Source organism: Polaromonas sp. SP1, assembly GCF_003711205.1.
In the GTDB taxonomy this organism is placed as follows: domain Bacteria; phylum Pseudomonadota; class Gammaproteobacteria; order Burkholderiales; family Burkholderiaceae_C; genus Polaromonas.
The window spans coordinates 2025639-2050277 of record NZ_CP031013.1 but is presented as its reverse complement, the minus strand read 5'-3'; the positions used below and the strand labels follow the sequence as shown (position 1 = coordinate 2050277).

Genomic DNA, 24639 nt, shown 5'->3' with positions numbered 1-24639 from the left:
CAGCCCCACACTGTCATGCTCCATTCACAAACCCACCTCCGCTCCCGGCCCATTTCTGCCGGCCAGCTGCGGGCCTTTGAGGCCGTCGCCCGCCACCTCAACTTCCGCGCCGCCTCGGAAGAACTGGCCCTCACCCAGTCGGCCGTGAGCCGCCAGATCCAGGGCCTGGAAGAAGACGTGGGCGTGAGCCTGTTTCACCGCCACACCCGCGCGGTAGAGCTCACCAACGCCGGCGGCATCCTGCTGCGGGCGGTCACGCCCTCGCTGGAGCGCATCGACAACGCCGTGCGGCAGATCCGCCAGAGCGCGGGGCGCAAAAGCGTCTCGCTCACCACCTTTGCCTCATTTGCGTCGATGTGGCTGATCCCGCGGCTGGAGGGTTTCCAGCGCGACAACCCCGATATCGACATCCGGATTGATGCGTCGGACGTGGCGGTGGATCTGGACATTTCGGACCTGGACCTGGCGCTGCGCTACGCGCCGGCCAGCGCCATGCCGCCGGGTGCCATACGCCTGTTCGGCGAGCAGATCACGCCGGTGATCAGCCCCTGGCTGCTCAAAAGCGGGCCCAGGCTGAAAAAGCCGGACGACCTGGCGCAGTTCACGCTGATCGAGGCGGGCGACGCCCACCACACCCACCTGGAGTGGCTGACCTGGCGCCGCTGGCTCGAACTGCACGCCAGCCCCAAGCTGGAAGCCAAACGCTGGCTGTACTTCAATTACGCCTACCAGATGGTGCAGGCCACGCTGACAGGCCAGGGCGTGGTGCTGGCCCGGCTGCCGCTAATCGCTGAAAGCCTGGCCTCAGGCGACCTGGTGGAGCCGCTGACGCAGATGCGCATGGAGTCGCCCATGAGTTACTGGCTGATCGTCGGCCCGCGCAACGTGGCCCGGCCGGAGGTGATTGCGTTTTGCGACTGGCTCAAGAGCCAGGCGGCGCTGACGCGGGAGGCGATTGGGGATGGGCCGGATCCGGATACGGTCGACTCTTTGGATTGATTGAACCTCCGGCCCTGGTAATTCCCCGTTCGCCCTGAGCCTGTCGACGGGCTTAATTCACGCACGGCTTCGACAGGCTCAGCCCGAACGGCAGGGATGGAAAAACCGCTAAAAGCTCAGGCCGCCCCGCGTTTGAGCAAACGGCCGGCACGCGCCTGAACCTTGGCATTCGCCGCATCGGCATTGCCGGCCACATACGCCAGCTCGCCATTCACAAACACCTTCTCGATGCCTTCCGACAAGGCGATCGGGTCTTCATACGTCGCCACGTCGCGCACACGCGCCGGGTCCAGCACCACCACGTCGGCGTGCCAGCCGGGCTGCAGCTGGCCGCGCTGGTGCAGGCGGAAGTTGCGGGCCGACATGCCGGTCATCTTGTAGATGGCGGTTTCGAGGGAGAAGAGTTTTTGCTCGCGCCAGTAGCGTGCCAGCACGCGCGGGAAAGCGCCCCACAGGCGCGGGTGCGGGTGCTGGTCGTGCGGCAGGCCGTCGGAGCCGATCATGGTCAGCGGGTGCGCGATGACACGTTTGACGTCATCCTCGTGCATCTGGAAGTAGCAGGCGCCGCCCGGTTGCAGGCGGCGGCAGGCTTCTTTCTGATCGACGCCCCACTCGCCGGCGATGGAGGCCAGCGTGCGGCCTGTCATCTCGGGGTGCGGGGTAGACCAGCTCACGAGCACGTCGATCACGCCGTCGACCAGGTCTTCACGCAGCACGGTGGAGCCGGCCACGTAGGGGTAGACGTCCATGGCCACGGACTGGCGTGCGGCCAGCGATTCGATCAGCGGCAGTGTTTGTTGTGTGCGGCCCCAGTTGGCAGGCCCGGCGCATTTGTGGTGCGACACGATGAGCGGCACTCCGGCGCTGAAGGCGGAGTCGCCGGCTTCGTGCAGGGCTTCGATGATGTTGGCCATCTCGTCGCGCAGGTGCGTGCTGTAAACGCCGCCAAAGCGCGACACCACGCGGGCCAGGCGCACCACCTCTTCAGCGGGCGCGGCAAAGGCGGGTTCGTAAAACAGGCCGGAAGACATGCCGGCGGCGCCGCTTTCCATGCACTTTTCCAGCAGCGCGCACATGGCGTCGACTTCCGCCGGCGTGGCCGCGCGGGTCAGGTCGTCCATGCAGGCAAAACGCAAGGTGGTGTGGCCGATCAGCACGGCGACATTGACGGCCGGCTGCGCGGCCATCACCGCGCGCTCATACGCATCGACAGAATCAAAACGGAAGGAGTCGGCGCCCAGCAGGTTCAGCGGCGGCTCGGGTTGCTTGACCACAAAGGGTGCGAGCGAGATACCGCAATTGCCCGTGACCACGGTGGTGATGCCTTGCGACACCTTGGGCAGCATTTCGGGGTGGTTGAGCACGATGGCGTCGTCATGCGTGTGCACATCGACAAAACCCGGCGTGATGGCCAGGCCCGTGCAGTCCACACGCGTCACATCGCTTTGCGCCATGGCCCCGGGCAGCTTTCCCCACAGACCCGGCCCCACGGCGGCAATGCGGTCACCTGCCAGCAACACATCGCCTATAAATCCGGCATTGCCCGTTCCATCAATCACCAAGCCGTTTTCCAGCAGCGTCGCACGCGTCATTTGATCTTGCTTTCGTTCACGGCCGTCACGGTGTCCCAGTCGAGTTTTGGATAGTGGCGCATGTCCACGCCGCGGGTGCTGAGCACATCGCGCACGCCGCCCAGGCGTTTGACGGCCCGGTCGCCCAGGCGCTGGGCCACCAGCACGGTCAGGATTTCGATCACGGTCAAATGCACCAGGTAGGCCTCGGTGCCCACATGCATCACAGGATCGTCGGGCACATGGATGCCCAGCACGATGTCGGCGCGTTTGGCGAGTTCGGTGCCCTGCTGGGTCAGTGCAATCACGGTGGCGCCTTGCGACTGCGCGACCTCGACGGCCTCGAGCAGCGAGGGCATGCCGCCCACGTGGGAGATCGCAAACACCACGCCTTGCGGGCTGATGGTGGCGGCTGAGACCAGTTGCAGGTGAATGTCCAGGTAGGCATTCGACACCAGGCCAAGCCTGAAGAGCCGCGCCTGCATGTCCGAGGCCATGAAGCTGGACGTGACGCCCACGCTGTAGCAGTCGATGCGGGTGGCGCGTGCGATGGCGTTGGCCGCGGCTTCCACGGCCTCGATGTTCAGCTGGGCCTGCACACCGCTCACGGCAGTGGCGGCGCCCTTGATGACTTTGGAGATGACTTCTTCGGTGTCGTCGTGCAGCTGCACGCGGCGGTGCAGCGGCGAGCCGCTGACGGCCATTTCCTGCGCCAGCGCGAGCTTGAACTCGCGCAGGCCGGGGTAACCCAGGTCGCGGCAGGTGCGCATGATGGTGGGCACCGAGCTGCCCGCGCGCTGCGCGAGTTGCTCAAAACTTTCGTCCAGCACGCGCTGGGGGTCCTGCAGGATCAACTCCAGCACGCTGCGCCGCGAGGTCGGCGCGGTGGCAATGGTGTCGGCAATTTTGGCAAGAACTTGAGAGGTCATGAGTGCTTAGGGCCTGTTACTACCAACAAATGAATCCGCTTAAAAACAGGTGACGAGTGCATCACACACACCGTAGTTGTCATCCACCACCGGCATCCAGCGCCATTTGTCGAAAGTGGTGCAGGGATGGGAAATACCCAGCGCCACCAGGTCGCCGACCTTGAGCGCCGCATGCGCCGGGCCTTCGCCACGCAGGTAGGCGTGCTGGTCGTTGAGCGCCGTGATCTTCCAGTCGGCCGGCACGGCCACCGGCGCGGCGCCGGGTGCATTCACGGTCGACAGCGGGATGGGCAGCTCCAGGTCGTAAGACAGGTCACGCCGGCCCACGGCCAGGATGGCCAGGCCGGGCTCGGGGCAGGACTGCACCGTAGCCCAGACCTCGATGGCGGGTTTGAGGCCGTCGCTGTCGTGCAGGCGGCTGTTGACGGCGCTGACCAGGCGCTTGTAGTTGCCGTGGTCATGCGTGATGTAGCAACCCGAACGCAGCAGGCCACGCACCGGTTTCGACAGTTTGGGCGTGAGCCAGCCGCTCACCAGGTCAAAGATGGCCGAGCCGCCGGCCGTCATCAGGACTTCGTCGCTGTCGAACAGGCCTTGCTGGTCACAGGCCAGTGCGATGCCGCAGACACGTTGCATCAGCGTGTCGGCATAGGCCTTGTCGTTGTCAGAATTGCCGGTAGCGCCCTGCCCTTCATAAGTCTCGATGCCCATCAGGCGGCAGGCCGGGCTGGCGTGGATGGCGGAGGCCAGCGCCATCGCATCGGCATCGGTGCGCACACCGGTGCGTGCGCCCATCACGCCGATTTCCATCAGCACTTCAAAGGGTGAGACCCCTTGCGCGGCATTCGCTTTCGCCCAGGTTTCGATCAATGCGAGCTGTGCCTTTGAATCCACGAGGAAGACGATGCGCAGGCCGGGATACTCGCGCAGCATGCCCTGGATGCCGGCCAGGTCGACCGCATTGACCACCTGGTTGGCGATGATGAGGCGTTTCGCACCGGCGGTGATGCCCGCGCGCATCTGCGCGACGGTGGCGAAGGTCAGGCCCCAGGCGCCCTCGTCCAGCTGGCGCTGCAGCAATTGCGGCGACATGGTGGTCTTGCCGTGCGGCGCCATGTCCACGCCCTGGCCCTTGGCAAAGCGCTGCATCCAGCCGAGGTTGTGTTTCATGGCCGACTGCTTGACGATGGCCAGCGGCAGCGGCAAATCGCCCTTGAGCACGTTCCAGCCCTGCTTGCCCATGTCGGAGCGGCGCACCGGCGCGCTGTTGTGCGGAAAGCCCTTGTAGCTGCGGTCAATCTGCGGGTCGAGAAGGTCTTGCAAGGTGGTCATAAAGTGAATCTGATTATCAGGCGGCCATCAGCACGGGCACCGCGAGGTCATCGCGGATGCAGGCCTTGAAACGGCCCTGGCCCATGTCACGCAACTCGGGGCGCGTGGTGGAGCAGGCCTCGATGGCATGCGGGCAACGGGTGCGGAACACGCAGCCCGAGGGCGGGTTGACGGGGCTGGGGATGTCGCCCTTGAGCGCAATGCGTTCGCTCTTGTGCTCCGGGTCGGGCTTGGGCGAGGCAGCCAGCAGGGCTTGCGTATAAGGGTGCAGCGGCCGGGCGAAGAGCTCGGCCGTGGGCGCGACTTCCATCACGCGGCCCAGGTACAGCACCACCACGCGGTCGCACAGGTACTCGACCACGTCAAGATCGTGCGAGATAAACAGCATGGTCAGCGAGAGGCGGTCACGCAGGTCGCACAGCAGGTTGACCACCTGCGCCTGGATGGACACGTCGAGCGCCGACAGCGGCTCGTCGGCTACGATGAACTCGGGCTCCACCGCCAGGGCGCGTGCGACACCGATGCGCTGGCGCTGGCCGCCGGAAAATTCGTGCGGGTAGCGGCTGGCATGTTCGGCGCGCAGGCCGACCAGCTCCAGCAGCTCGGCGATGCGTTCTTCGCGCGCCGCCTTGCCTTTGGCCAGGCCGTGCACCTGCAGCGCTTCGCCGAGGATGTCCTTGACCCGCATCTTGGGGTTCAGGCTGGCATACGGGTCCTGAAAAATCATCTGCAGCTTGCTGCGCAGCGCACGCATGCGGCTGCTGGAGGCCGTGCCCAGGTCTTCACCGCGGTAGAGCACCTGGCCCGAGGTCGCTTCGATCAGGCGCAGCAGGGTACGGCCAATCGTGCTTTTGCCGGAGCCGGACTCACCGACCAGGCCCAGGGTTTCGCCGGGCTGGATGCTGAAGGACACGTCGTCCACCGCACGCACCGGTTTCGCCGTCGCGCCGAAATAACGCTGGAGGTTTTTGACCTCAATCAAAGGGGCGCTCATACGGTCTCCACCGTGGCAGTAGCTGTTTCTTCCACGCGAATGCAGCGCGCGGCACGGGTGGGGCCCGCCGCCAGCAGCGCGGGCATGGCGTCGCGGCAAGGCGGAATCGCCAGGTCGCAGCGCGGCTCAAACGCGCAGCCCGGCGGCGGCGCCAGCGGGCTGGAGACCTGGCCGCGAATCGCATACAGGCGGCGCTTGGCGCCGGTCTGGCCGCTGGCGAGTTCGCGCTTGCGCTGCTGCGCCGGCAGGCAGGCCAGCAGGCCTTGTGTGTAGGGGTGGCGCGGCTGGGCAAAGAGTTCGCGCACAGGCGCGGCTTCCACAATGCGGCCGGCGTACATCACGGCCACATCGTCGGCGTGGTGGGCCACCACACCCAGGTTGTGCGTGATGAACAAAATGCTCATGCCGGTCTCGGCCTGCAGCCGGCGCATCAGCTCCAGGATTTGCGCCTGGATGGTCACGTCGAGTGCGGTGGTCGGCTCGTCGGCGATCAGCAGCGTGGGGTTGCAGGCCATGGCCAAGGCAATCATCACGCGCTGGCGCATGCCGCCTGAGAGCTGGTGCGGGTATTCGTTCAGGCGCTGCTTCGCGGCCGGGATCTCGACCAGCTCCAGCATGCGCAACGCGTGGGCCAGCGCGGCCTTGCGGTCCAGCCCCATGTGCAGGCGCACCGACTCGGCGATCTGCTCGCCCACGGTGAACACCGGGTTCAGGCTGGTCATGGGCTCCTGGAAGATCATCGCGATTTCGTTGCCGCGTATGCGCCGCATCTCGGCTTCGGGCAATGACAGCAAGTCAACTGTCTGGCCGGCCCGGTTGGTGAACATCGCCTCGCCGCTGACCTGGGTGGAAGCGGTGCGCGACAGCAGGCGCATCAGCGTAAGGCTGGTGACCGACTTGCCGGAGCCGGACTCGCCGACCAGCGCGGTGGTCTTGCCGGGGCGGATGCTGAAGCTCACGTCGGCGACCGAGCGGATCAGGCCTTCGTCGGTGTCGAAGAAGGTGCTCAGGTGGCGCACGTCGAGGCGTGTACCAGCTGGCGTTGGAAGAGGTGTGGGGGAATTCATGGAGTCGTTCTTTGGATGGACTACTTACATCGACTTCTTAAGTCGAGGGTCCAGCAGGTCGCGCACGCCGTCGCCCAGCAGCTGCAGCGACAGCGCCGTCAGGATGATGGCCAGGCCGGGGAACAGCACGATCCACAGCGCCTCATGCGCATACTGCTGGCTGCCCGCGACCATGGTGCCCCAGGTCGGGATTTCGGGCGGCACGCCGACGCCGAGGAAAGACAGCGCGGCCTCGGCCAGGATGGCATAGGCAAAGATGAAGGACGCCTGCACCAGGATGGGCGACATCAAATTGGGCAGGATGTGGCGCAGCAGGATGCGGCCGGTGGAGACACCGACGGCGCGCGCGGCTTCGACAAACAGCAGCTCGCGCACCACCAGCGTGGAAGCGCGCACCACACGGGCCACACGCGGCGTGTAGACCAGCACCAGCGCAAACACCACATTGAGCATGGACGGGCCCAGGATGGCGACCAGCGCGATCGCCAGCAGGATGTCGGGGAAGGACATCATCGCGTCGACCACACGCATGATGGGTGCGTCGAGCCGGCGGAAGAAGCCGGCGACAAGGCCAAACAAGGTGCCCAGCGCGATGGAGCCGATCGCCGTCAGCGCGGCAATCGTCAGCGAATAACGCGCGCCGAACGCGATGCGCGCAAACAGGTCGCGGCCCAATTCGTCCGTGCCCAGCAGGTGCTTGGCGGTGGGCGCAGAAAGGCGCTCGCGCACCGCCGTGTCGTTGGGGTCGTAGCCGCTGACCACATTGGCCAGCAATGCGACGGCCACCACGATCAGCAGGCAGATGCCCGCCGCCAGCACGATGCGGCGGCGGAAGAGTTTTTTCAGCGTGAGGGGGATCTTCATAACTTAGTACTTCACGCGCGGATCAACCAGCATGTAGAGAAGGTCGGTCAGGAAATTGATCACCACATAAATCATGGCGATCACGAGCAGCGCGCCCTGGATGACGGGGTAGTCGCGGCGCAGCACGGCGCTCACCACCAGATTGCCGACGCCGGGCAGGCCGAACACGGTTTCGGTCACCACAGCGCCGCCGATCATGAGCGCGACCGTCAGGCCCAACACGGTGACGATGGGAACCAGCGCATTGCGCAGGGCGTGCTTGAGCACCACCACGTTTTCCGACAGGCCCTTGGCGCGGGCGGTGCGCACATAGTCTTCACCCAGCACGTCGAGCATGGAGGCGCGCGTGAAGCGGATGATGAGCGCGGAATTCAAAACGCCCAGCACTACCGACGGCAGCACCAGGTAGTGCATGCGCTCGACCAGCGTGGCACCCGGGTCACCATACCCCGAGACCGGGAACCAGCCCATGGAGACCGCAAAGATCTGCATCAGCACCAGGCCGAACCAGAAGCTCGGGATGCTGGCGCCCAGCATGGCAAAGCCGGTAAAGACCTGGTCGATGAACTTGCCGCGAAACACCGCCGACACGATGCCGCAGGGCACGCCGATCACCGCCGCAATCAACACCGACAGCAACGCGAGCAGCGTGGTGGGCTCGGCCCGCTCCCACAGTGCTTGCGTCACCGGACGCTGCAAAAAGATCGACTGGCCCAGGTTGCCGTGAGACAGCTCTTTGAGCCAGTAACCGAACTGCACCGGCAGCGGCTTGTCGAGCCCGTAGAGCTTTTGCGCGCTGGCAATGTCCTCGGCCGTGGCCTGGTCGCCCAGCAACACCGCAATCGGGTCGCCCGACGCGGCGCGTGTGAGGACAAAGACGATGACGGCGACCAGCGCCATCACCACCAGCATGCCCATGACTCTTGACAACAAATAGCGGGTCATGACCTTGTTCTATTAAAGAGGAGAAGCGAAACAAAAACCAGTGGAGCCGCGGAACCGGCTTTGCCGGGCCGCAGGCGGACGGCCCCCTGAGGGGGCAGCGTATTACACGAAGCCGAAGGTGAAGTGAAAAGCGTGGGGGCTCATTTATTTCAGGCCTGCGTTCCAGAAGAACGGCCAGGTGGACGGTACATAGCCTTGCAGCGCCGGCGACTTGGCCGACAGGCTGTTGAACTTGCCGACGTTGATATACGGCACTTCGTCGTACACCACCTGCTGCACCGCACCCCAGAGGGCGCCGCGCTTGGCGGGGTTGGTTTCCTGGTTCAGCGCAGCCAGCGTGGACTGCTTGGCCGGAGACGACCACCAGCCCGGTGCACCGTCGCCCAGTTGCGGCGGCGACAGCATCGGCTCAGGGAACTGGCCGGAATGGGTGATGTAGATGTCCCACAGCTTGGAGTCGCCGCGGCGCTGCACCAGCGTTGCCCAGTCGACCACATTGAGCTCGGCCTTGAAGCCGGCGCGCTTGAGCTGCTCGGCCATGATCAGGGCCATGTTGTAGTGGAAGTCGTACTGGCGGCTGGTCAGGATGCGGATGGTCTCGCCCTTGTACCCTGCGGCGCCGGCCTGGCCCTTGGCCTTGGCGGCATCGCGCTCGTTGTACAGGTTGGAGCCTGCGGTGGAATAGAAGGGCGTGCCTTTGGGGAAGTGGTTGGCTTCCGCGATGAAGAAACGCGTGTCGCCGAAACCGGCGGCCATCATTTCACCTTCGCCAAAGCTGGTCTGCACCGCCTTGCGCAGCGGCTGCGAGGCCATCACGCCTTCCTTGGTGTTGAACACGAAGTAAGGAAAGCCGAAAGACGGCGTCAGGATGGGCACGGTCTTGCCGCCGGATTTTTCGAGGCGGCCCAGCGCTTCGGTGGGCAGCAGGTCGGCAAAGTGGTACTGGCCGGCCAGCGAGCCTTCAACACGCGTGTTGGCGTTGGGCACGGGGATGAAGCGCAGCTCTTCGGCAATCGCGACCTTCTTGCCGCCGTAGCCGCTGGCGGCTTCCTTGCGGGCCGAGTACTGGTCGAACTTGGTCAGCAGCACATACTGGTCGGGGCGGCGCTCCTTGAACTTGTAGGGGCCGGTGCCGACGAATTCTTTGAGCGGCGTGGCAATCGCTTCCTTGGCCATGATGGCGGCCATGCCGGACGGCAGCGCCAGCTGCGGCAGCAGCGGCGCGTAAGGGGCCTTGAGGGCGATCTCAACGCCGTTGGCGCCGCTGGCCGTCAGGCTGTCGATTTCCTTGGCCAGGGCCTTGCCGCGCGGCGAGACTTCCATCCAGCGTTTCAGGCTGAGTACCACGTCTTCGGAATTGAGCTCGCGGCCGTTGTGCAGCATGACGCCCTTGCGCAGGGTGATGCTGTAGCGCTTGCCGTCGGCCGAGATTTTCGGCAGGCTTTCGGCCAGCATGGGAATCATTTTCCAGTTGGCGTCGAAGGTGTAGAGCGGCTCGTACACGTGCTGCATGATGGTCGCCGTCAGGTCGGCGGTGGTGGCCATCGGGTCCAGCGTGGCGGGCTCGGCGATCATCGCCAGGTTAAGCGCCGATTTGGACAATGCCTGGGACTGTGCGGTCATCGGCAGCAGGGCCGAACCACTCGCCACCAGGGCCAACGCAACCGCCGTGCGACGGCTGATCAAGAACTTCTGCAGCATGCCGATCTCCTTAAAAGTGAAAGTAATTTTCAACTTGCAAAGAATATGCCACCAAAAAATACCTAGAAATTGGTATAAACCCTAGGAAATGACCCTAGAAACTGAAAATATATTTCAGATTAGGGTTTATGCTGCATGGCTTTGGGGCGTTGCGCCCCGCCGGCTTCGGCCATTTGCACCACCTTGGTGGTATGGATGCCGCGCCCTTTGTTGTTGTTGTTTGTTGACCGCCCGCCGCTGCGCACGGCAACTGCCCATTGTTTACCTAATAAGGAGTCTTCGCAATGTCCGCCCTCGAATACCTCGGCAACCCGCCCATCGCCTCCGACCACCAGCCCCGCCCCTTTTCGCCCGCTGTGCGCGCAGGTGACTTTGTGTATGTCTCCGGCCAGGTGCCGGCCGATGAAAAAGGCGAGATCGTGCACGGCGGCATTGAAGTGCAGACCCGCCAGGTGATGAAGAACATCCAGACCGCCCTGGCGCTGGCCGGCTGCACGCTGGACGATGTCTGCAAGACGACGGTGTGGCTGCAGGACGCACGCGACTTCGGCAGCTTTAACCGGGTGTATATGAGCTACTTCACCGGCGGCAAGCCTGCGCGGTCGACGACGGAGGCGCGCTTGATGGTGGATGCGCGGGTTGAGATTGATGTGGTGGCTTACAAGCCCAAGGGCTGAGGGTTCGAAGCCCTGTCTTCTTCCTTGGAGCTGAGCCTGTCGAAGCGTTTTTGTTGTGGGGCGCTGAGGTGTTTTGAATTCCGGGGCCGGGGGTTGCCGCCGGGCAACCCCCGGCCAGCAAGACCAAGAAAAAAGCCCGACCACCAAACCCCACATTCGCTATCAATTCAGTAGCTATCACCCAAGGCGACACTTGGGCTAGAGGCCAATTTCACTATGAAACCAGGCAGAGGCGCACCCCCTCAAGGCAAATCCTTGTAAGGCTCAGGCTGCGACGCATCCCGCGGCCCCACCGTGCCCAGGCGGGCCTTCAGCGACTGCGGCTGCCCTGTCAGGATGGCCGCGTAGTTGGTGGTGTTGGACAGCACTTTTTTCACATAGTCGCGCGTTTCGCTGAAGGGCACGTTCTCGGCCCAGATGGCGGCGTCCAGCACCGGGCCGTTGCGCCAGGTGCGGGGGCGGCCGGGGCCGGCGTTGTAGGCGGCTGCGGCCATGGGCATGGAGCCGTTGAGGTCGTCCAGCGCCAGCTTGAGGTACGCCGTGCCGATGGCGATGTTGGTGTCGCGGTCGTTGAGCTGGTCTTGCGTGAAGCCTTCCAGCCCGATTTTTTTGGCTGTCCAGCGGGCCGTGGCCGGCATGACCTGCATCAGGCCCGAGGCGCCCACGCCGGAGCGGGCGTCCATGATGAAGCGGCTTTCCTGGCGGATCAGGCCGTAGACATAGGCGGGATCCAGGTTGATGGTTTTGCTGCGCTGCGTGACGGCCTCGCGAAACGGCATCGGAAAGCGCTGGTCGAAGTCCATCTCGCCCTTGGTGCGTTCGCTGGTGTTGATGCAGCGGTCCCAGATCTGGCGGTCACAGGCGAACTGGGCGGCGGCCAGCAGTTCGCGGTCGGCCATGCCGCCGCGCTTGTGCAGGTTGGTGGTGTAGTTCCATTCGCGCGTGCCTTCGGGCCTGAGGCCGATCGCGATGGCGTAGGCGGCGCGGTTCAGGCCCGGGTTCAGGCGTGCGGCTTCTTTTTCTTCGGCCGTCAGCGCTGCGGGTTTGGCCGGCACGGTGATCTTCTGGCCGGTTTCTTCGAGCGCGAGCTGCTCGTAAAAACCGCGCACCGAGGCAATCGACTGCATCAGCGCCAGGGCTTCGGCGCGCTGCGGCGCGATGGTGATGCCGGTGCTGATGGTTTGCGTCACGCCGGGTGTGGCGGGCACGACGATGGGGGTTTTGGGTGCGGCGTCCGGCGGCGCGGTGGCCAGCAGCGCGCGCGCTTTCCAGTAGGTCCAGGTCGGGTCCTTGCGCGCGTCTTCGCTCATGGCGTTGACGGCCGACAGCACCTGCGCCCAGTTGGGCTGGGCGCCGGCGCGCAATGCGGCGCGGGTCTTCCAGGCCAGCATGTCGTCGGAAAGGTCGCTGTCTTTGGTGACCTTGGCAAAGTACTGCAGCGCGTCGCCTGCGGGCACCGTGCCCAGCCTGGTGGCGGCTTGCCGGCCGATGGCGCCCCACACCCAGTTGCGCTCTTCGGTGTTCAGCTGCATGCCCCATTTGTTCTCGAGCTGGAAGGCCGCGCCTTCGATGTCGGAGATCGCCATCTTGATCAGCGCCAGCGTGATGATCTCGCGGCGCGCCTTGCTGATGGCCAGGTGTTTGCCGGCGAGGAACTTGATCGGGCTGGCGTTGAGGTCGTTCACCATGCCCACGGCGTCGGGTGCGACGATCTGCACCGCATCGCGCGCGGCGCGTGGGCGGTTGGCCTCGGTGGCCAGCCGGGCCTTGATCCAGATATCTTGCGGCGTGAGGTTTTTGGCGCCCATCAGCCGCTCGGCGGCGGCGGTGCAGCCGTCGTCGGCCTCGCGCTGTGCATACCAGTTCTTTTTGACTTCGTCCGAGAGGCGCGCATCGATGGCCGGGTTCTTCAGGTGCTCGACCAGGATGGCGTAGCAGCGCACTTCCTTGTCGTCGTTCATGCGGTAGTTGGGGTATTCGGCGGCAAAGCCGGCCCAGTCGCGACGCTGGCCCAGCAGCAGCAGCCAGTCGTTGCGCAGGCGGTCTTCCTGGTAGGTGCCGGCGTAGCGGCTGAAAAAATCCTGGACCTCTTGCGGGCCGGCCTCGCCCAGCCGGGCCTTGAGCTCCCAGTAAGCAGCCCAGGGCTCCAGCGCATGGCCCCTGGCCTGCGGCAGCAATTGCGCCATGCGGGCCTTGTCGCCGCGTTTGGAGGCCTTGTTCATCTCGACGATCACGTTGTCGGCGGCGCTGTTGTTGCCGCCGGAAGAAGCGGTCTGCGCCAGCGCCGGCGCTGTCAGGGCCAGGCACGCCAAGGCGCCAAGAAGGGAAGGCCGCGCGGTCGCACGCATGGAACCGGTAAGAAATTTGTATAGCATCGGGACATTATGGACAAATTAAGCACCCGCAAGGCACTGGTTGAAGCTCGCCTGAACATGCCCGACCGCCTGGAGCGCGCCGACATGCTTCAACGTGTGATGCGCATCTGGCTGGTAGGTTCCAAACACGAGGTGATTGGCGCCTATTGGCCCATCAAGGGCGAGTTTGATCCGCTGCCCGCGCTCTACCGCTGGCAGGAGGACGCCATCCTCAGCCAGGATTCATCATCAAATCCGGCGCTAGCCCAGGTGGAGTCTGCACAGTTAGCTACAGAAAGCATAGCAGCGAGGTCGCCGCGCAAGATCGGCTTGCCGGTGGTCAACAAGCTGCACAAGACCCTGACCTTCCACGCCTGGTACCCCGGCTGCCCGATGGAAGAAGACGCCTACGGCATCCCCAAACCCAAGGACACGGAAGTCATCGTGCCGACCCTGCTGTTTGTGCCCTGCGTGGGTTACGGGCCGGGCGGTTACCGGCTGGGCTATGGCGGCGGTTTTTATGACCGCACGCTGGCCACGCTGCAGCCACGGCCCTTTACCGTGGGCCTGGGCTACACCCATGGGTGGTTGCCCGACATGGAGCCCGAGCCGCACGACATTCCGCTGGATGCCATCCTCAATGACAAGGGTGTGGTTTGGCCGGTGTGAGGTGACCTTGCTTTGTGAGGTTGGTTCTTGCTCCGGCCTGGCTGTGCCTGTGCATAGAACCGCAGCGTGCTATCAATTCAGGAGCTAACAACCAGGGAACCACTTGGGCTGGTGGCCAAAAACACCAACAAACCTCAACTCACCAACGCCAAAGCCCCAAAGTCCCCCACCTTCTCTCCCAGCCCCGCAGCCACCACCTCAACCCCCTCAGTGAGCGCCGGAAACTTGCCGCGCAGTTGCGCCTGCAGGCGCGGCAGCAAAAAGTCGCGGTTGTTCCAGAACACGCCCCCGCCCATGCTGAAGCGCTGCAGGTCCAGCGTCGCAACCAGGTTGTAGAGGCCGCGGCCCATCACCCGGCAGAGTTCGTCGACGATAGCCAGCGCGGCGGCATCGCCGGCGCGTGCGGCGGTGAAGAGTGCGGTGGCGCCGGCATATCCCTGTCCGGCAAAACGCCGCTCGATCGCATTGCCGGCCACCAGCGCTTCCAGGTCGCCGACATTGCCGCAGCCGCACAGCGTGTCGTCGCTGTCGCTCACAAACGTGTGCCCCGCGTGGCCGGCGTTGCCGTGTTTGCCGCGCAGGATGTTTCCGTCCACGCACAGGCCAAAGCCGATGCCGGTGCTCCAGGTCACATAAGCACAGCTGTCAACGCCCTGCAGCGCGCCCCAGCGGCGTTCGGCCTGCAAGGCGCCTACGCCGTCGTTTTCGAGGAGAACATTGGCAAACCGCTGGCGCAGCGGGGCTTCCAGCGGCACGCTGACCCAGTCGTTAGGCAGGCCGCGCGCCGGGCCGGCCATGCCGCCGCAAATATTCGGGTTGGACACTTCGATCATGCCGCCCGCCACGACAAAGGGGCCGCAAGACGACACGCCGACCGCCTCGATGTCCTGCTCGCGAATGCCGGCGGCCTCGCAGGCCTGGCCCAGCATGCGCAGCACCTGTTGCGCCACGGTGCCCGGCGGGCCGGCCTTTTCGGTGGGCTCGCTGCGGCGCGATTGCAGCGCAGACATGGCCTGCGCCAGGCTCATTTGCGGGCCGGCGTCCACCAGGCTGACGGCGATCTTGGTGCCTCCCAGGTCGACGCAGGCTTTCATCGGTATGGCACCTTTTTAATTCAGATGAGTTGAGAGATCAGGCTGGCAATAAAGCTCAGCAAAATCGTGGTGGTGAGCGGGATGAACCAGTCGCGCCCGAAAAGGCGAAAGCGAAAGTCCCCCGGCAGCTTGCCAAAGCCCAGCTTGTGCAGCAGCGGGCTGAACCAGCTGATAAGCATCAGGGCCAAAAAGATGACGATGAACCAGCGGATCATCAGAACAGTTTAGAGGGTATGCATGCGGTCGCCCGCCTTGAAGCCCATAGGCTCCCACACAGCGGTGTCTTTGGCGCCGAACGCAATCACCTTGAACAGCTCGCCCATCTCGTGCTCGGCAATGAGTTTTTGCACCATCACGCGCTGCTCCAGCGGCGCGCCTTCCATCCCGTCGACCAGGCCGCAATTGAGCAGAAACCGCCCCTGGCTGGTGTAGCCCAGCACTTGCAACCCGGCTTGCTGGCCGGCCAGGGCGATGCCGGTGAAGTTGACGTGGGCGGTGATGTCCTTGCTGCCGACGTCGGCCAGCGCGTCGGCGTCGGCCAGGTGGCCGCGGTGGCACATCACCGTGCCCATGCTGCGCTGGGGGTGGTAGTACTCGTGCTCCGGAAAGCCGTAGTCGAGCAGGAACACGGCGCCGGCTTCGAGCCGGTCGGCCAGCGTGGCGACAAAACCTTCAGCCTGCGGGTGGATTTCGGTGAGGTAATCGTGCGTACCCTCTACCTCGAACGGGGGGCGCAAGTCGGTGCGCTGGTCGGCGTAGAGAAAGCCGCCTTCGTGCATCACCACGCCGCGTTCATGCCACACGCCCGCCAAACGCGACAGCAGTTTGACCGGCATCGCGTCGAGCACCTCGTTGCCCAGCACCACGCCGCTCATCTTCGCCGGCAGCTCCGTCGCCCATTGCACCTTGCTGCCATAAGCGGCCAGGCGCTCGCGCTGGCGTGCCTGCAGGCTGCCCGACAAATCGACGATGGTGTAGCGCTGCAGCTTCTCACCCAGTGTCTCCAGCACCTGCAGCGCCAGCGCGCCGGAGCCGGCGCCGAACTCCCAGATTTCGGCCGTGCCGGTGGCCTCCAGGGCCTGGGCGGCCTGGCGGGCCAGCGTCTGGCCGAATCTGGGGGAGAGCTCGGGCGCCGTCACAAAATCGCTGCCGGTGCCGGGCATCAGGCCGAATTTGCGCGAGTCGTTGGCGTAGTAACCCAGGCCGGGGGTGTAAAGGGCCAGCGCCATGAAGGCGTCAAAGCCCAGCCAGCCGCCGGCGGCCTCAATGGCTTGGGTGATGTGCCTTGCAAGAGCGGTGTGTAAATTGGGGGGGGTGGCCATCGGGGTCATATCGGGGCGTGTGTCAGCGCCTGCAATTGTCGGCGATAGCCCCGCCCCTTCTTTCAGCCCATCCAGCCCAACGCAGGCCTGCGCCCCTGCCTTACTGCGGCCCAGCTGCGTCCGGCCCCCGGAAGCGCTGCGCCTGCACTTGCAGCCAGCTGCGAAAGAACTCCAGCTGAGGCTCCCCCGCCTTCTCTTCAGGGTAAGAGAAATAGTAGGCGCCTTCTTCGCGCAGCGAGATGTCGGAGACGATGCGCAGCCTGCCCTCCAGCAGGTCTGCGGCCACCATGAACCGGGGCACCAGCGCCACACCCAAGCCCGCGCAGGCGGCCTCAATCGCCATCAGCTGCATGTCAAAGCGCGGACCCTTGAGCATGTTCAAACCCTCGACCCCGGCGCTTTCAGCCCAGTCTCGCCAGGAATCCAGTCGCGTGACGAGATGCAGCAAACGCTCTTGTGCGATCCGCTCGGGTGTCCAGGGCGCGGGGTCCTGCAGCAGCCGGCCTCCGACAACGGCGATCAACTCCCGATCAAACAGGAAATCCGAACGCGCACCAGGCCAACTCGCCGCGCCGTAGAAAAGGGCACCGTCGAAAGTCGTCCCGCGGAACAAGAAGCGGTTGTTGCGTGCGCTGATGCTCATCGTCAGCTTCGGGTGGCTTTCGTAGAAATCAGGCAGACGGGGAATCAGCCACAGCTTGCACACCGTGGGGCACACCGCGATTTCCAGCGCACCACCTTCACCCTCATTGGTCATCACGTCCAGGGTATCTCTTTCCAGACGCTCAAGGACCTTGCCCACATCGCGCGCGTAAGCCACACCGGCCTGGGTGAGCGACAGCCGCTTCTTGACGCGAAGAAAGAGCTGTACCTCCAGCTGGCTTTCGAGTTGGGAAATCTGGCGTGAAATGGCGCTTTCCGTGAGCGACAGCTCGTCTGCGGCGCGCGTCACGCTTGCATGGCGGGCGGTCGCGTCAAATGCCATCAGCGCACCCATGCTGGGTATTCGTCTACGCATTGGAGGATCCCTCTAAAACAAGATAGCCATTTAGCAATCTTATAGGGGAACCGAGATTTGTATATAAAACGTAACAGGGATTCTGGGGCACCCGTGGATACACGCCAAGCCTCAAAGGCCCCTGACAACGGGCCCTGCGGGGGTGGCCGGTAAAATGGGCGGATTGGCCGTCGCGGTCATTGGGGGTCATGTGTGTCAGCGCCTGCAATTGGCGGCGCTACACCCGGGCCCGTCCTCCCCTCCTTTCAGCCCACCTACCCCAGCAATGCCTGCAGCTCCGTCATCACCGCAACCCGTTGTCCTCGTGACCGGCGCCTCCCGGCGGCTGGGGCGTGACATCGCGCTGGCGCTTGCCACCGGCGGCTGGCGGGTGGCGGTGCATTACCGCGGCTCCGAGGCCGACGCTACAAAAACAGTAGCTGACTGCTCAAGCTTGACGCCGGCTGCAGCCGCTTTTCATGCTGATCTTGGAAGTGAGGCGGCGGTCCGTGGCCTGCTGCCGGCGGTGGTCGCTCGCATGGGTCGGGTCGATGCGGTGGTCAACAACGCCTCTACCTTCGAGCACGACAGCGCCGCCAGCTTCGGCTTTGCGGCCCTGGACAAACATTTGCACACCAACACCGGCGCGGCCGTGCTGCTGGCCCAGGCGCTGCACGCCCATGTGCTTTCGCGCGCCGAAGGCGGCGAAAACGGCGCCCAGGGCGCCGTCGTCAATCTGCTGGACCAGAAGCTCTGGAACCAGAACCCCGATTTCTTCAGCTACACGCTCTCCAAGGCCGCCCTGGAGGCCGCCGGAACCATGCTGGCGCTGGCGCTCGCGCCCCAGGTACGTGTGGTGGGTGTGGCGCCCGGGCTCACGCTGACCAGCCACCTGCTGACCGACGCGCAGTTCGAGGCCAGGCACAAGCTGTCTCCGCTGGGCCGCTCGTCCACGCCTGCCGATGTCGCGGCCACGGTCAAGTTCGCGCTGGAAAACCGCTCCCTCACCGGCACGACGCTGCTGGTGGACGGCGGCCAGCACCTGATGAAGTTCGAACGCGATTTTTCGCTGATGTAAGCCTGCGGCAACGGCTGACACATCCCTGCACCCTACCCACTACAGACTGGCGCCATGTTCAATACCCGGGGCACCCAAATCCTGAACCTCACCGGTTTGCGTTTCGACGCGAACCTCGGCATTCTGGACCACGAAAAAACCGCGCCGCAGCCCATCCAGGTCGATGCCGAGCTGAACCTGGGCACGCAGCCGCTGCTGCCCCACGACGACGACATCAACCACGTGCTGGACTACCGCAAGGTGCGCCAGATCATCATCAACGAATGCACGGCGGAACACCAGAACCTGCTGGAGAGCCTGATCGGCAAGCTGGCGCACCGGCTGATGCAGCTGCCCGGCGTGCTGGGCGTGCGGGTGAAGATTGCCAAACTTGAAATTTTTGACGACTGCGAAGTGGCCATTCGCGTCGAGACGGGACAGTGGTGAACGATATGGGAGCAAACGATATGAGCGTCGCGCAGAACCGCTTCAAGCAGCGAACGCCCCCTCGGGGGGCAGCGCAGCGTATTTCGCAAGCGTGGGGGCCTTTATGAATGCAGTCTGGGAAGAAGCCGTTGCGGAGTTTGAGCAGCAAGAGAGCTCGGCCCGCGTGCAAAACAGCATGAAGATCGAGCGCGAAGACCACAAGCTTGAAAAGCGCCTGTGCCGCGAAGTGGGCCGCGCGATTGTCGACTTCAACATGATTGAAGAGGGCGACAAGGTGATGGTGTGCGTCTCGGGCGGCAAAGACAGCTACGCGATGCTCGATATCCTGCTGAAGCTGCAAAAGCGCGCGCCCATCAACTTCGAGCTGGTGGCCGTCAACCTCGACCAGAAGCAGCCCGGCTTTCCCGAGCACATCCTGCCTGACTACCTCAGCAAACTCGGCGTGCCCTTTCACATCGAAAACCAGGACACCTACAGCATCGTCAAGCGCGTGATCCCCGAGGGCAAGACGCTGTGCTCGCTGTGTTCGCGCCTGCGCCGCGGCATCTTGTACCGGGTGGCCGGTGAGCTCGGCTGCACGAAAGTCGCGCTGGGCCACCACCGCGACGACATGCTGCAGACCTTTTTCCTCAACATGTTCTTTGCGGCCAAGCTCAAGGGCATGCCGCCCAAGCTGGTGAGCGACGACGGCAAAAACGTCGTCATCCGCCCCATGGCCTACGTGACCGAAAAAGACCTGACGCGCTGGGCGCAGGTGCGTGAATTCCCCATCATCCCGTGCACGCTGTGCGGCAGCCAGGAAAACCTGCAGCGCAAGCAGGTCGGCAACATGCTGCGCGAATGGGAGAAAAAATTCCCCGGCCGGCTGGAGAACATGTTTGCCTCGCTGCAGAACATCGTGCCTTCGCACCTGATGGACAACAAGCGCCACGACTTCAAAGGCATCAAGGCCACCGGCATTGCCGACGCCGACGGCGACAAAGCATTTGATGCCGAAGAGTTCAAGGAGCCGGCGCTTCCGGGCATGTCGGTCATCGGCATCCGCCCCAACTGATTTTTAAGTCTTTTTACGCTGGAGCCCATATGAGACGTGCACTTGTAGCTATTGTTTTGATAGCAGCCACGGCATTCTTCATGACCGGCTGCTCCACCGTGCGCCTGGTCGACAGCGACGTCACCGCGTTCTACGGCTGGAAGGCCGCGCCCCCCGGGCCCGGCACGCCCTACCGCTTTGAGCGCCTGCCCTCGCAGCAGGCCGTAGGCAGCCAGCAGGACCTGGTCGAAGGCCTCACGCGCACGGCCCTGGCCAAGGTGGGTATGGAGCTCAACTCGCCCATCGCGCGCTACAGCGTGCAGGTGGTCGCCAACACCCAGGTGGTGGAGCGCTACCCCTATGACAGCCCCTACGACGGCTTCGGTTTCGGCGCACCGGGCGTGTTTGTGGGCGGCGGCAACCGCGGCGCGTCGGTGGGCCTGTCGTTTCCGCTGCGCTTTTCAGAGCCGTATTACAAACGCGACCTGACCCTCTTGATGCGCGACCTCGGCACCAACCAGGTGGTGTTTGAAACCCGCGCACTGCACGACGGCGTCTGGGGCGACACCCTGGCCGTATTGCCCGCCATGCTGGACTCGGCGCTGCGCGGCTTTCCGCAACCGCCGGCCGGCACGCGCCGCGTGAATGTGGAGATTCCCCGGTGATACCGCCGCCACGCTTCTCGATTTGCAAAACAGATCTGTACAAGCCTGAGCCGCGGAACCGGCTTTGCCGGGCCGCAGGCGGGCGGCCCCCTCGGGGGGCAGAGAGCCACACGCAGTGGGCGAACGTGGGGGCTTCATGACCATGGAACCCACGCGCATCATTGCTATTCGCCATGGTGAAACGACATGGAATGTCGACACCCGTATCCAGGGCCACCTCGACATCCCGCTCAACGAAACCGGCCGCAAGCAGGCCGAGCGCATGGCGCTGGCGCTGGCCGACGAACCCATCACGGCCATCTACGCCAGCGACTTGACCCGCGCCTGGGAAACAGCGCAGTACCTGGGCCGCATACAGGGCATTGAGGTGACGCGCGAAGAAGGCCTGCGTGAACGCGGCTTCGGCGACTTCGAGGGCAAGACCTTCGCCGAGATCGAGGCCTTGCTGCCCGACCAGTCGATGCGCTGGCGCAAGCGGGACCCGGAATTCGCGCCGGCCGGCGGCGAGTCGCTGATCGACCTGCGCAGCCGTGTGGTGGCCACCGCCGAACGCCTGGCGGCCGAACACCCGGGCGAGCTGATCGCGATGGTCGGCCACGGCGGCGTGATGGACGTGCTTTACCGCGCCGCCACTCGGCTGGACATCCAGGCGCCGCGCACCTGGGCGCTGGGCAATGCGGCCATCAACCGCCTGCTCTGGACACCCGAGGGCTTTACGCTGGTGGGCTGGGCCGACACGCAGCACCTGGACGGAGGCAGCATGGACGACGGAAACGGTTTTGCGGCCGGCGGCACCCCAAAGCCCTTGAGCGCCGGCTGAATGCGCCCGCCGAGTGCACAAGCTGTTACGGACAAGCCATTCATAATGGCCTGAGAACGCGCCGCCAAGGCGGCCCCCAGGCGCACAATAACGACCACACCCATGAGCACCCTGCCCCCCCACCTCGCCAAGCTGATCGGCAAGCCGGTCAACGACATCGACACGCCCGCCCTGGTCATCGACATGGATGCGATGAAACGCAACCTGGCGCGCATGGCCGAATTCGCCAAAAAACACAACATCCGCTGGCGCCCGCACGCCAAGCTGCACAAATGCTCGTCGCTGGCCAAGATGCAGATCAAGGCCGGGGCCGTCGGTGTGTGCGTGCAAAAAACCTCCGAAGCCGAAGCCATGTTCGCCGGCGGCGTCTACAACATCTACATCAGCAACGAGGTGATCGCCCCCGGCAAACTCGCGCGTGTGGCGGAGCTCACGCAGAAAGTCGCCGCCCAGGGCGGCCAGCTCGCCATCGCGGTGGACAGCACCGAAGGCGTGATCCGCCTGGCGCAGGCCATGACGGAAGCCCGGCTGGGCAACAAGACCGGCGCCACCGTGATCGACGTGTTCGTCGAGATCGACGTCGGCCAGGGCCGCTGCGGTGTCGAGCCCGGCGCCGCCGCCGTCACCCTGGTGCTGGAAATCCGCAAACACCCGGCCCTGCGCTTTGCCGGCCTGCAGGCCTACCACGGCAAGGCCCAGCACATGCGCAGCGCCCAGGAAAGGCGCGACGCCATTTCAAAAGCCGTCGAGGCCGTTGTGCTGACCAAAAAACTCATTGAAGCGCAAGGGATCCCCGTGGAACTGGTCACGGGCGCCGGCACCGGCAGTCTCATGCTGGAGGCCGCCAGCGGCGTGTACGGCGAGCTGCAGGCGGGCTCCTTCATGTTCATGGATGCCGACTACGCCCAGAACGAGCGTGATGCGGCCCAGCCGCAATTTGAGCACTCGCTCTTTGTGAAGACACAGGTCGTCAGCACCCACAGCGGCCACGCGGTGTGCGACGCCGGCCACAAGAGCCACGCGATCGATTCAGGCATGCCGCTGGTGCACGCCTTTGACACCGAAAGCGAACTGGAATACTTCAACGGCGGCGACGAGCACGGCATCCTGCGCGCCGCCGGCGACAGCAAACGCCTGCCCGGCCTCGGCCGCATGCTGTGGCTGATACCCGGCCACTGCGACCCCACCGTCAACCTGCACGACACCATGATCGGCGTCACTGGCGGCCTTCGCACCGGCACGGTGCAGCGCATTTTCCGGGTGGATGCGCGCGGCGCGCTGACCTGACGGGCCAGAGCGCCTGCCAATGCACAGCGTGCATCAACGCAGGCTCAGGAGTAAGCGATCTTGCGGCTATCCACCAGGGGTCAAGGCTTGGGCTTGGCGGCGTTGACGCGCTCGGAAATCCGCGCGTTAATGGCGCGGAGCTCCGTGTTGATGACGTCTATGCGGGCCTGGCCTGCGGCGGCAGCCGCATCGCCCGGCACAGCACGTGCGTTCGCCAGCTGGATCTGCATGACCTCCACCACGAGGCTGTTCGCACGCTTGACATCGCGCATGCCGGCGCCGACTTTGTCGTTCGCGGGAACGTCCAGCGGGGCCAAAGCACGCTGCACGGCCTGGTAGCCGGGCAGGTGCTGTGTTTGCAGCGCCTGCGCAAACTGCTCCTCGGTCATCTTGCCTTCCCGCAGGGCTTTCACGTCAGCCTGAAAAGCCTTTTCCGTCGCCTTCATCAGGGGCAAGATCCGCGTCAATCCGGCCTGAAACTCAAACAACTGCCGGTGATGCACGGCGGGCGCGGGTGTCGTCACCACCAGCGCGGCCACCGCCACCCCAGACAACAGCGCTCCAATGGCCGCCGTTGAAAGACGTCGCGCGGGCGTGGCCACAACAGCGATCTTTTCCGTCAACATCCAGGCCAGCACACACCCGGCGATGAGGCCGCCTACGTGGGCGGCGTTGTCGATGCCCTGCTTGCTGAAACCCTGGACAAGGGCGTAGGCCAGAAACACACCCTGGCTGGTCATCACATTCTTGCTGGTGATGCCGGGTATCTGCCCACGATGCTGGTACATGGCAACCAGCAAAGCCCCCAGAACCCCGAACACCGCGCCGGAAGCGCCCACCGACACCGATTGCTGGGCGGAGTAATGCAGGCTGAGCGCGCTGCCGGTGAGCGCGCTGGCCAGGTAGATCAGCAGGAACTGTAAGTTGCCGTGGAGCCGGTTGAGCTGCCTGCCGGCCTCCCACAAGCCCAGCATGTTCAGTGCAAGGTGCAGAAACCCGCCATGCAAAAAAGTGGCCGTCAGCAGCCGCCAGTACTGGCGGTCTTCGACCACCGAGGCCGCCGAATTGGCGCCCCAGGCCAGAAGCTCCGAGGGCAAGGGTTTGAACGCGCTGATTCCGGCGCCGAGATTGGCCAGCCAGACGGCGACATTCACGCACACCACCAGATAAAGCGCCCACGTCACAGGTGTGAGTTGCTTGAGGCGGGCATCGAAATTTTCCACTGCCTTGAGTTCAGCGGTCCGCTGCTCCATGGCCTGCATAAAACCCCGTCCGCCGTAAGCGGCAAAAGCCTGCGTCGCGGCCACGATCGCCTCGGCATGGTCCTTGGTCCGTATGCTGCTCAATGAAATGCCAAGCCGCTTTTTACGGCTGCCCCACCACCACTTGTCTTTCACGTGCGGCGCAAGCGATACGTTGATCGATGTATTGCCCTGCACGGTCTGCGACTCGATGTCGGAGACCTCAGTCCACGCGATGGTCCTGTTTTTCAGGGTGGCGGCGCTGATGCCCTCGGGGCCCACCCGCAAGGCAGGGCGGCCACCGACAAGCTGGCGCCCAAGGAGCCAGACAAACCACAGCAAGCCGCCGAGGCTGACCACCCGCCACCCGGGAAAACCGGAAAACGGGACAAACAGGAGCATCAAGGCCGGAATGGCGGCCAGGAATGAAAAGAGGATCGTGAGGGTCCCCGTCGTGCTGCGCCACGATGGCGGAAACTCACGCACATAGTCACGCACAGACTCACGCGCATCGGCGTCGCCAGCCATTTCGGCCGACGGAACGGTATCCGGAAAATCCACGATCCCCTCCTAT

At 64.5% G+C, this 24639-nt stretch carries 23 protein-coding genes; 9 read left to right on the top strand and 14 right to left on the bottom strand.

Going from position 1 to position 24639, the window contains the following annotated elements; translation table 11 throughout:
- The first annotated feature begins 15 nt into the window (after positions 1–15).
- On the top strand, positions 16–999 hold the full coding sequence (locus DT070_RS09675; protein ID WP_122955199.1) for a LysR substrate-binding domain-containing protein: 984 nt from the start codon (positions 16–18) through the stop codon (positions 997–999).
- A 116-nt stretch (positions 1000–1115) separates the two neighbouring features.
- Here DT070_RS09675 and DT070_RS09670 read toward each other — a convergent pair whose 3' ends face one another.
- The 8 genes from DT070_RS09670 to DT070_RS09635 form a co-directional block, all read right to left on the bottom strand.
- Positions 1116–2591, bottom strand: coding sequence for an amidohydrolase family protein (locus DT070_RS09670; protein ID WP_122955198.1), 1476 nt, complete (start codon positions 2589–2591; stop codon positions 1116–1118).
- Positions 2588–3499, bottom strand: a complete 912-nt coding sequence (locus tag DT070_RS09665; protein WP_122955197.1) for a MurR/RpiR family transcriptional regulator — start codon at positions 3497–3499, stop codon at positions 2588–2590. Before DT070_RS09665 ends, DT070_RS09670 begins: the two co-directional genes overlap by 4 nt.
- A 39-nt stretch (positions 3500–3538) precedes the next feature.
- Positions 3539–4831, bottom strand: a complete 1293-nt coding sequence (locus tag DT070_RS09660) for an amino acid deaminase (protein WP_122955196.1) — start codon at positions 4829–4831, stop codon at positions 3539–3541.
- Between the two features lie 16 nt (positions 4832–4847).
- Positions 4848–5825: an ABC transporter ATP-binding protein gene (locus tag DT070_RS09655; RefSeq protein WP_122955195.1), complete on the bottom strand. Its 978-nt coding sequence runs from the start codon at positions 5823–5825 to the stop codon at positions 4848–4850.
- Complete coding sequence (locus DT070_RS09650) at positions 5822–6892, bottom strand: ABC transporter ATP-binding protein (RefSeq protein ID WP_122955194.1); 1071 nt, start codon at positions 6890–6892, stop codon at positions 5822–5824. Before DT070_RS09650 ends, DT070_RS09655 begins: the two co-directional genes overlap by 4 nt.
- A gap of 24 nt (positions 6893–6916) precedes the next feature.
- Positions 6917–7756: an ABC transporter permease gene (locus DT070_RS09645; RefSeq protein ID WP_092132859.1), complete on the bottom strand. Its 840-nt coding sequence runs from the start codon at positions 7754–7756 to the stop codon at positions 6917–6919.
- A gap of 3 nt (positions 7757–7759) precedes the next feature.
- Entirely contained in the window at positions 7760–8701 is a 942-nt protein-coding gene (locus DT070_RS09640) for an ABC transporter permease (RefSeq protein WP_122955193.1), read from the bottom strand.
- 144 nt (positions 8702–8845) lie between these two features.
- Positions 8846–10402 carry an ABC transporter substrate-binding protein gene (locus tag DT070_RS09635; RefSeq protein ID WP_122955192.1) on the bottom strand — a complete coding sequence of 519 codons (1557 nt, stop codon included), beginning with the start codon at positions 10400–10402 and terminating at the stop codon, positions 8846–8848.
- Positions 10403–10686: 284 nt separating this feature from the next.
- On the opposite strand from DT070_RS09635, the gene DT070_RS09630 reads away from it, so the two are divergent.
- Positions 10687–11079, top strand: coding sequence for a RidA family protein (locus DT070_RS09630; RefSeq protein WP_122955191.1), 393 nt, complete (start codon positions 10687–10689; stop codon positions 11077–11079).
- 242 nt (positions 11080–11321) lie between these two features.
- On the opposite strand, the gene DT070_RS09625 is transcribed toward DT070_RS09630, so the two are convergent.
- Positions 11322–13427 (bottom strand): lytic transglycosylase domain-containing protein, encoded by a 2106-nt coding sequence (locus DT070_RS09625; RefSeq protein ID WP_122957341.1) that lies wholly within the window; start codon positions 13425–13427, stop codon positions 11322–11324.
- A gap of 36 nt (positions 13428–13463) precedes the next feature.
- Here DT070_RS09625 and DT070_RS09620 point away from each other — a divergent pair, with 36 nt between their 5' ends.
- Positions 13464–14102, top strand: coding sequence for a 5-formyltetrahydrofolate cyclo-ligase (locus tag DT070_RS09620; protein WP_122955190.1), 639 nt, complete (start codon positions 13464–13466; stop codon positions 14100–14102).
- Between the two features lie 134 nt (positions 14103–14236).
- Here DT070_RS09620 and DT070_RS09615 read toward each other — a convergent pair whose 3' ends face one another.
- The 4 genes from DT070_RS09615 to DT070_RS09600 form a co-directional block, all read right to left on the bottom strand.
- Positions 14237–15196 (bottom strand): ROK family protein, encoded by a 960-nt coding sequence (locus DT070_RS09615; RefSeq protein WP_122955189.1) that lies wholly within the window; start codon positions 15194–15196, stop codon positions 14237–14239.
- Between the two features lie 20 nt (positions 15197–15216).
- Positions 15217–15411 (bottom strand): DUF2905 domain-containing protein, encoded by a 195-nt coding sequence (locus tag DT070_RS09610; protein ID WP_122955188.1) that lies wholly within the window; start codon positions 15409–15411, stop codon positions 15217–15219.
- Positions 15412–15420: 9 nt separating this feature from the next.
- Positions 15421–16527 carry a class I SAM-dependent methyltransferase gene (locus DT070_RS09605; protein ID WP_122955187.1) on the bottom strand — a complete coding sequence of 369 codons (1107 nt, stop codon included), beginning with the start codon at positions 16525–16527 and terminating at the stop codon, positions 15421–15423.
- A 91-nt stretch (positions 16528–16618) separates the two neighbouring features.
- A complete protein-coding gene (locus DT070_RS09600) occupies positions 16619–17536 on the bottom strand; it encodes a LysR substrate-binding domain-containing protein (RefSeq protein ID WP_122955186.1) in 918 nt (305 codons plus the stop codon).
- A 265-nt stretch (positions 17537–17801) separates the two neighbouring features.
- On the opposite strand from DT070_RS09600, the gene DT070_RS09595 reads away from it, so the two are divergent.
- From DT070_RS09595 to DT070_RS09570, 6 genes are all read left to right on the top strand, one after another.
- Positions 17802–18593, top strand: coding sequence for an SDR family oxidoreductase (locus tag DT070_RS09595; RefSeq protein ID WP_122955185.1), 792 nt, complete (start codon positions 17802–17804; stop codon positions 18591–18593).
- Positions 18594–18647: 54 nt separating this feature from the next.
- On the top strand, positions 18648–19019 hold the full coding sequence (locus DT070_RS09590; protein ID WP_122955184.1) for a dihydroneopterin aldolase: 372 nt from the start codon (positions 18648–18650) through the stop codon (positions 19017–19019).
- Positions 19020–19122: 103 nt separating this feature from the next.
- Positions 19123–20073, top strand: coding sequence for a tRNA 2-thiocytidine(32) synthetase TtcA (gene ttcA, locus DT070_RS09585; protein ID WP_122955183.1), 951 nt, complete (start codon positions 19123–19125; stop codon positions 20071–20073).
- Between the two features lie 29 nt (positions 20074–20102).
- Positions 20103–20717 (top strand): DUF4136 domain-containing protein, encoded by a 615-nt coding sequence (locus DT070_RS09580; protein WP_122955182.1) that lies wholly within the window; start codon positions 20103–20105, stop codon positions 20715–20717.
- Between the two features lie 142 nt (positions 20718–20859).
- Positions 20860–21537: a histidine phosphatase family protein gene (locus DT070_RS09575; RefSeq protein WP_122955181.1), complete on the top strand. Its 678-nt coding sequence runs from the start codon at positions 20860–20862 to the stop codon at positions 21535–21537.
- Positions 21538–21639: 102 nt separating this feature from the next.
- Positions 21640–22824 carry a DSD1 family PLP-dependent enzyme gene (locus DT070_RS09570; RefSeq protein WP_194965935.1) on the top strand — a complete coding sequence of 395 codons (1185 nt, stop codon included), beginning with the start codon at positions 21640–21642 and terminating at the stop codon, positions 22822–22824.
- Positions 22825–22904: 80 nt separating this feature from the next.
- Here the strand turns inward: DT070_RS09570 and DT070_RS09565 are convergent, their stop codons facing one another.
- Entirely contained in the window at positions 22905–24626 is a 1722-nt protein-coding gene (locus tag DT070_RS09565) for a rhomboid family intramembrane serine protease (RefSeq protein ID WP_122955179.1), read from the bottom strand.
- Positions 24627–24639: the final 13 nt, after the last annotated feature.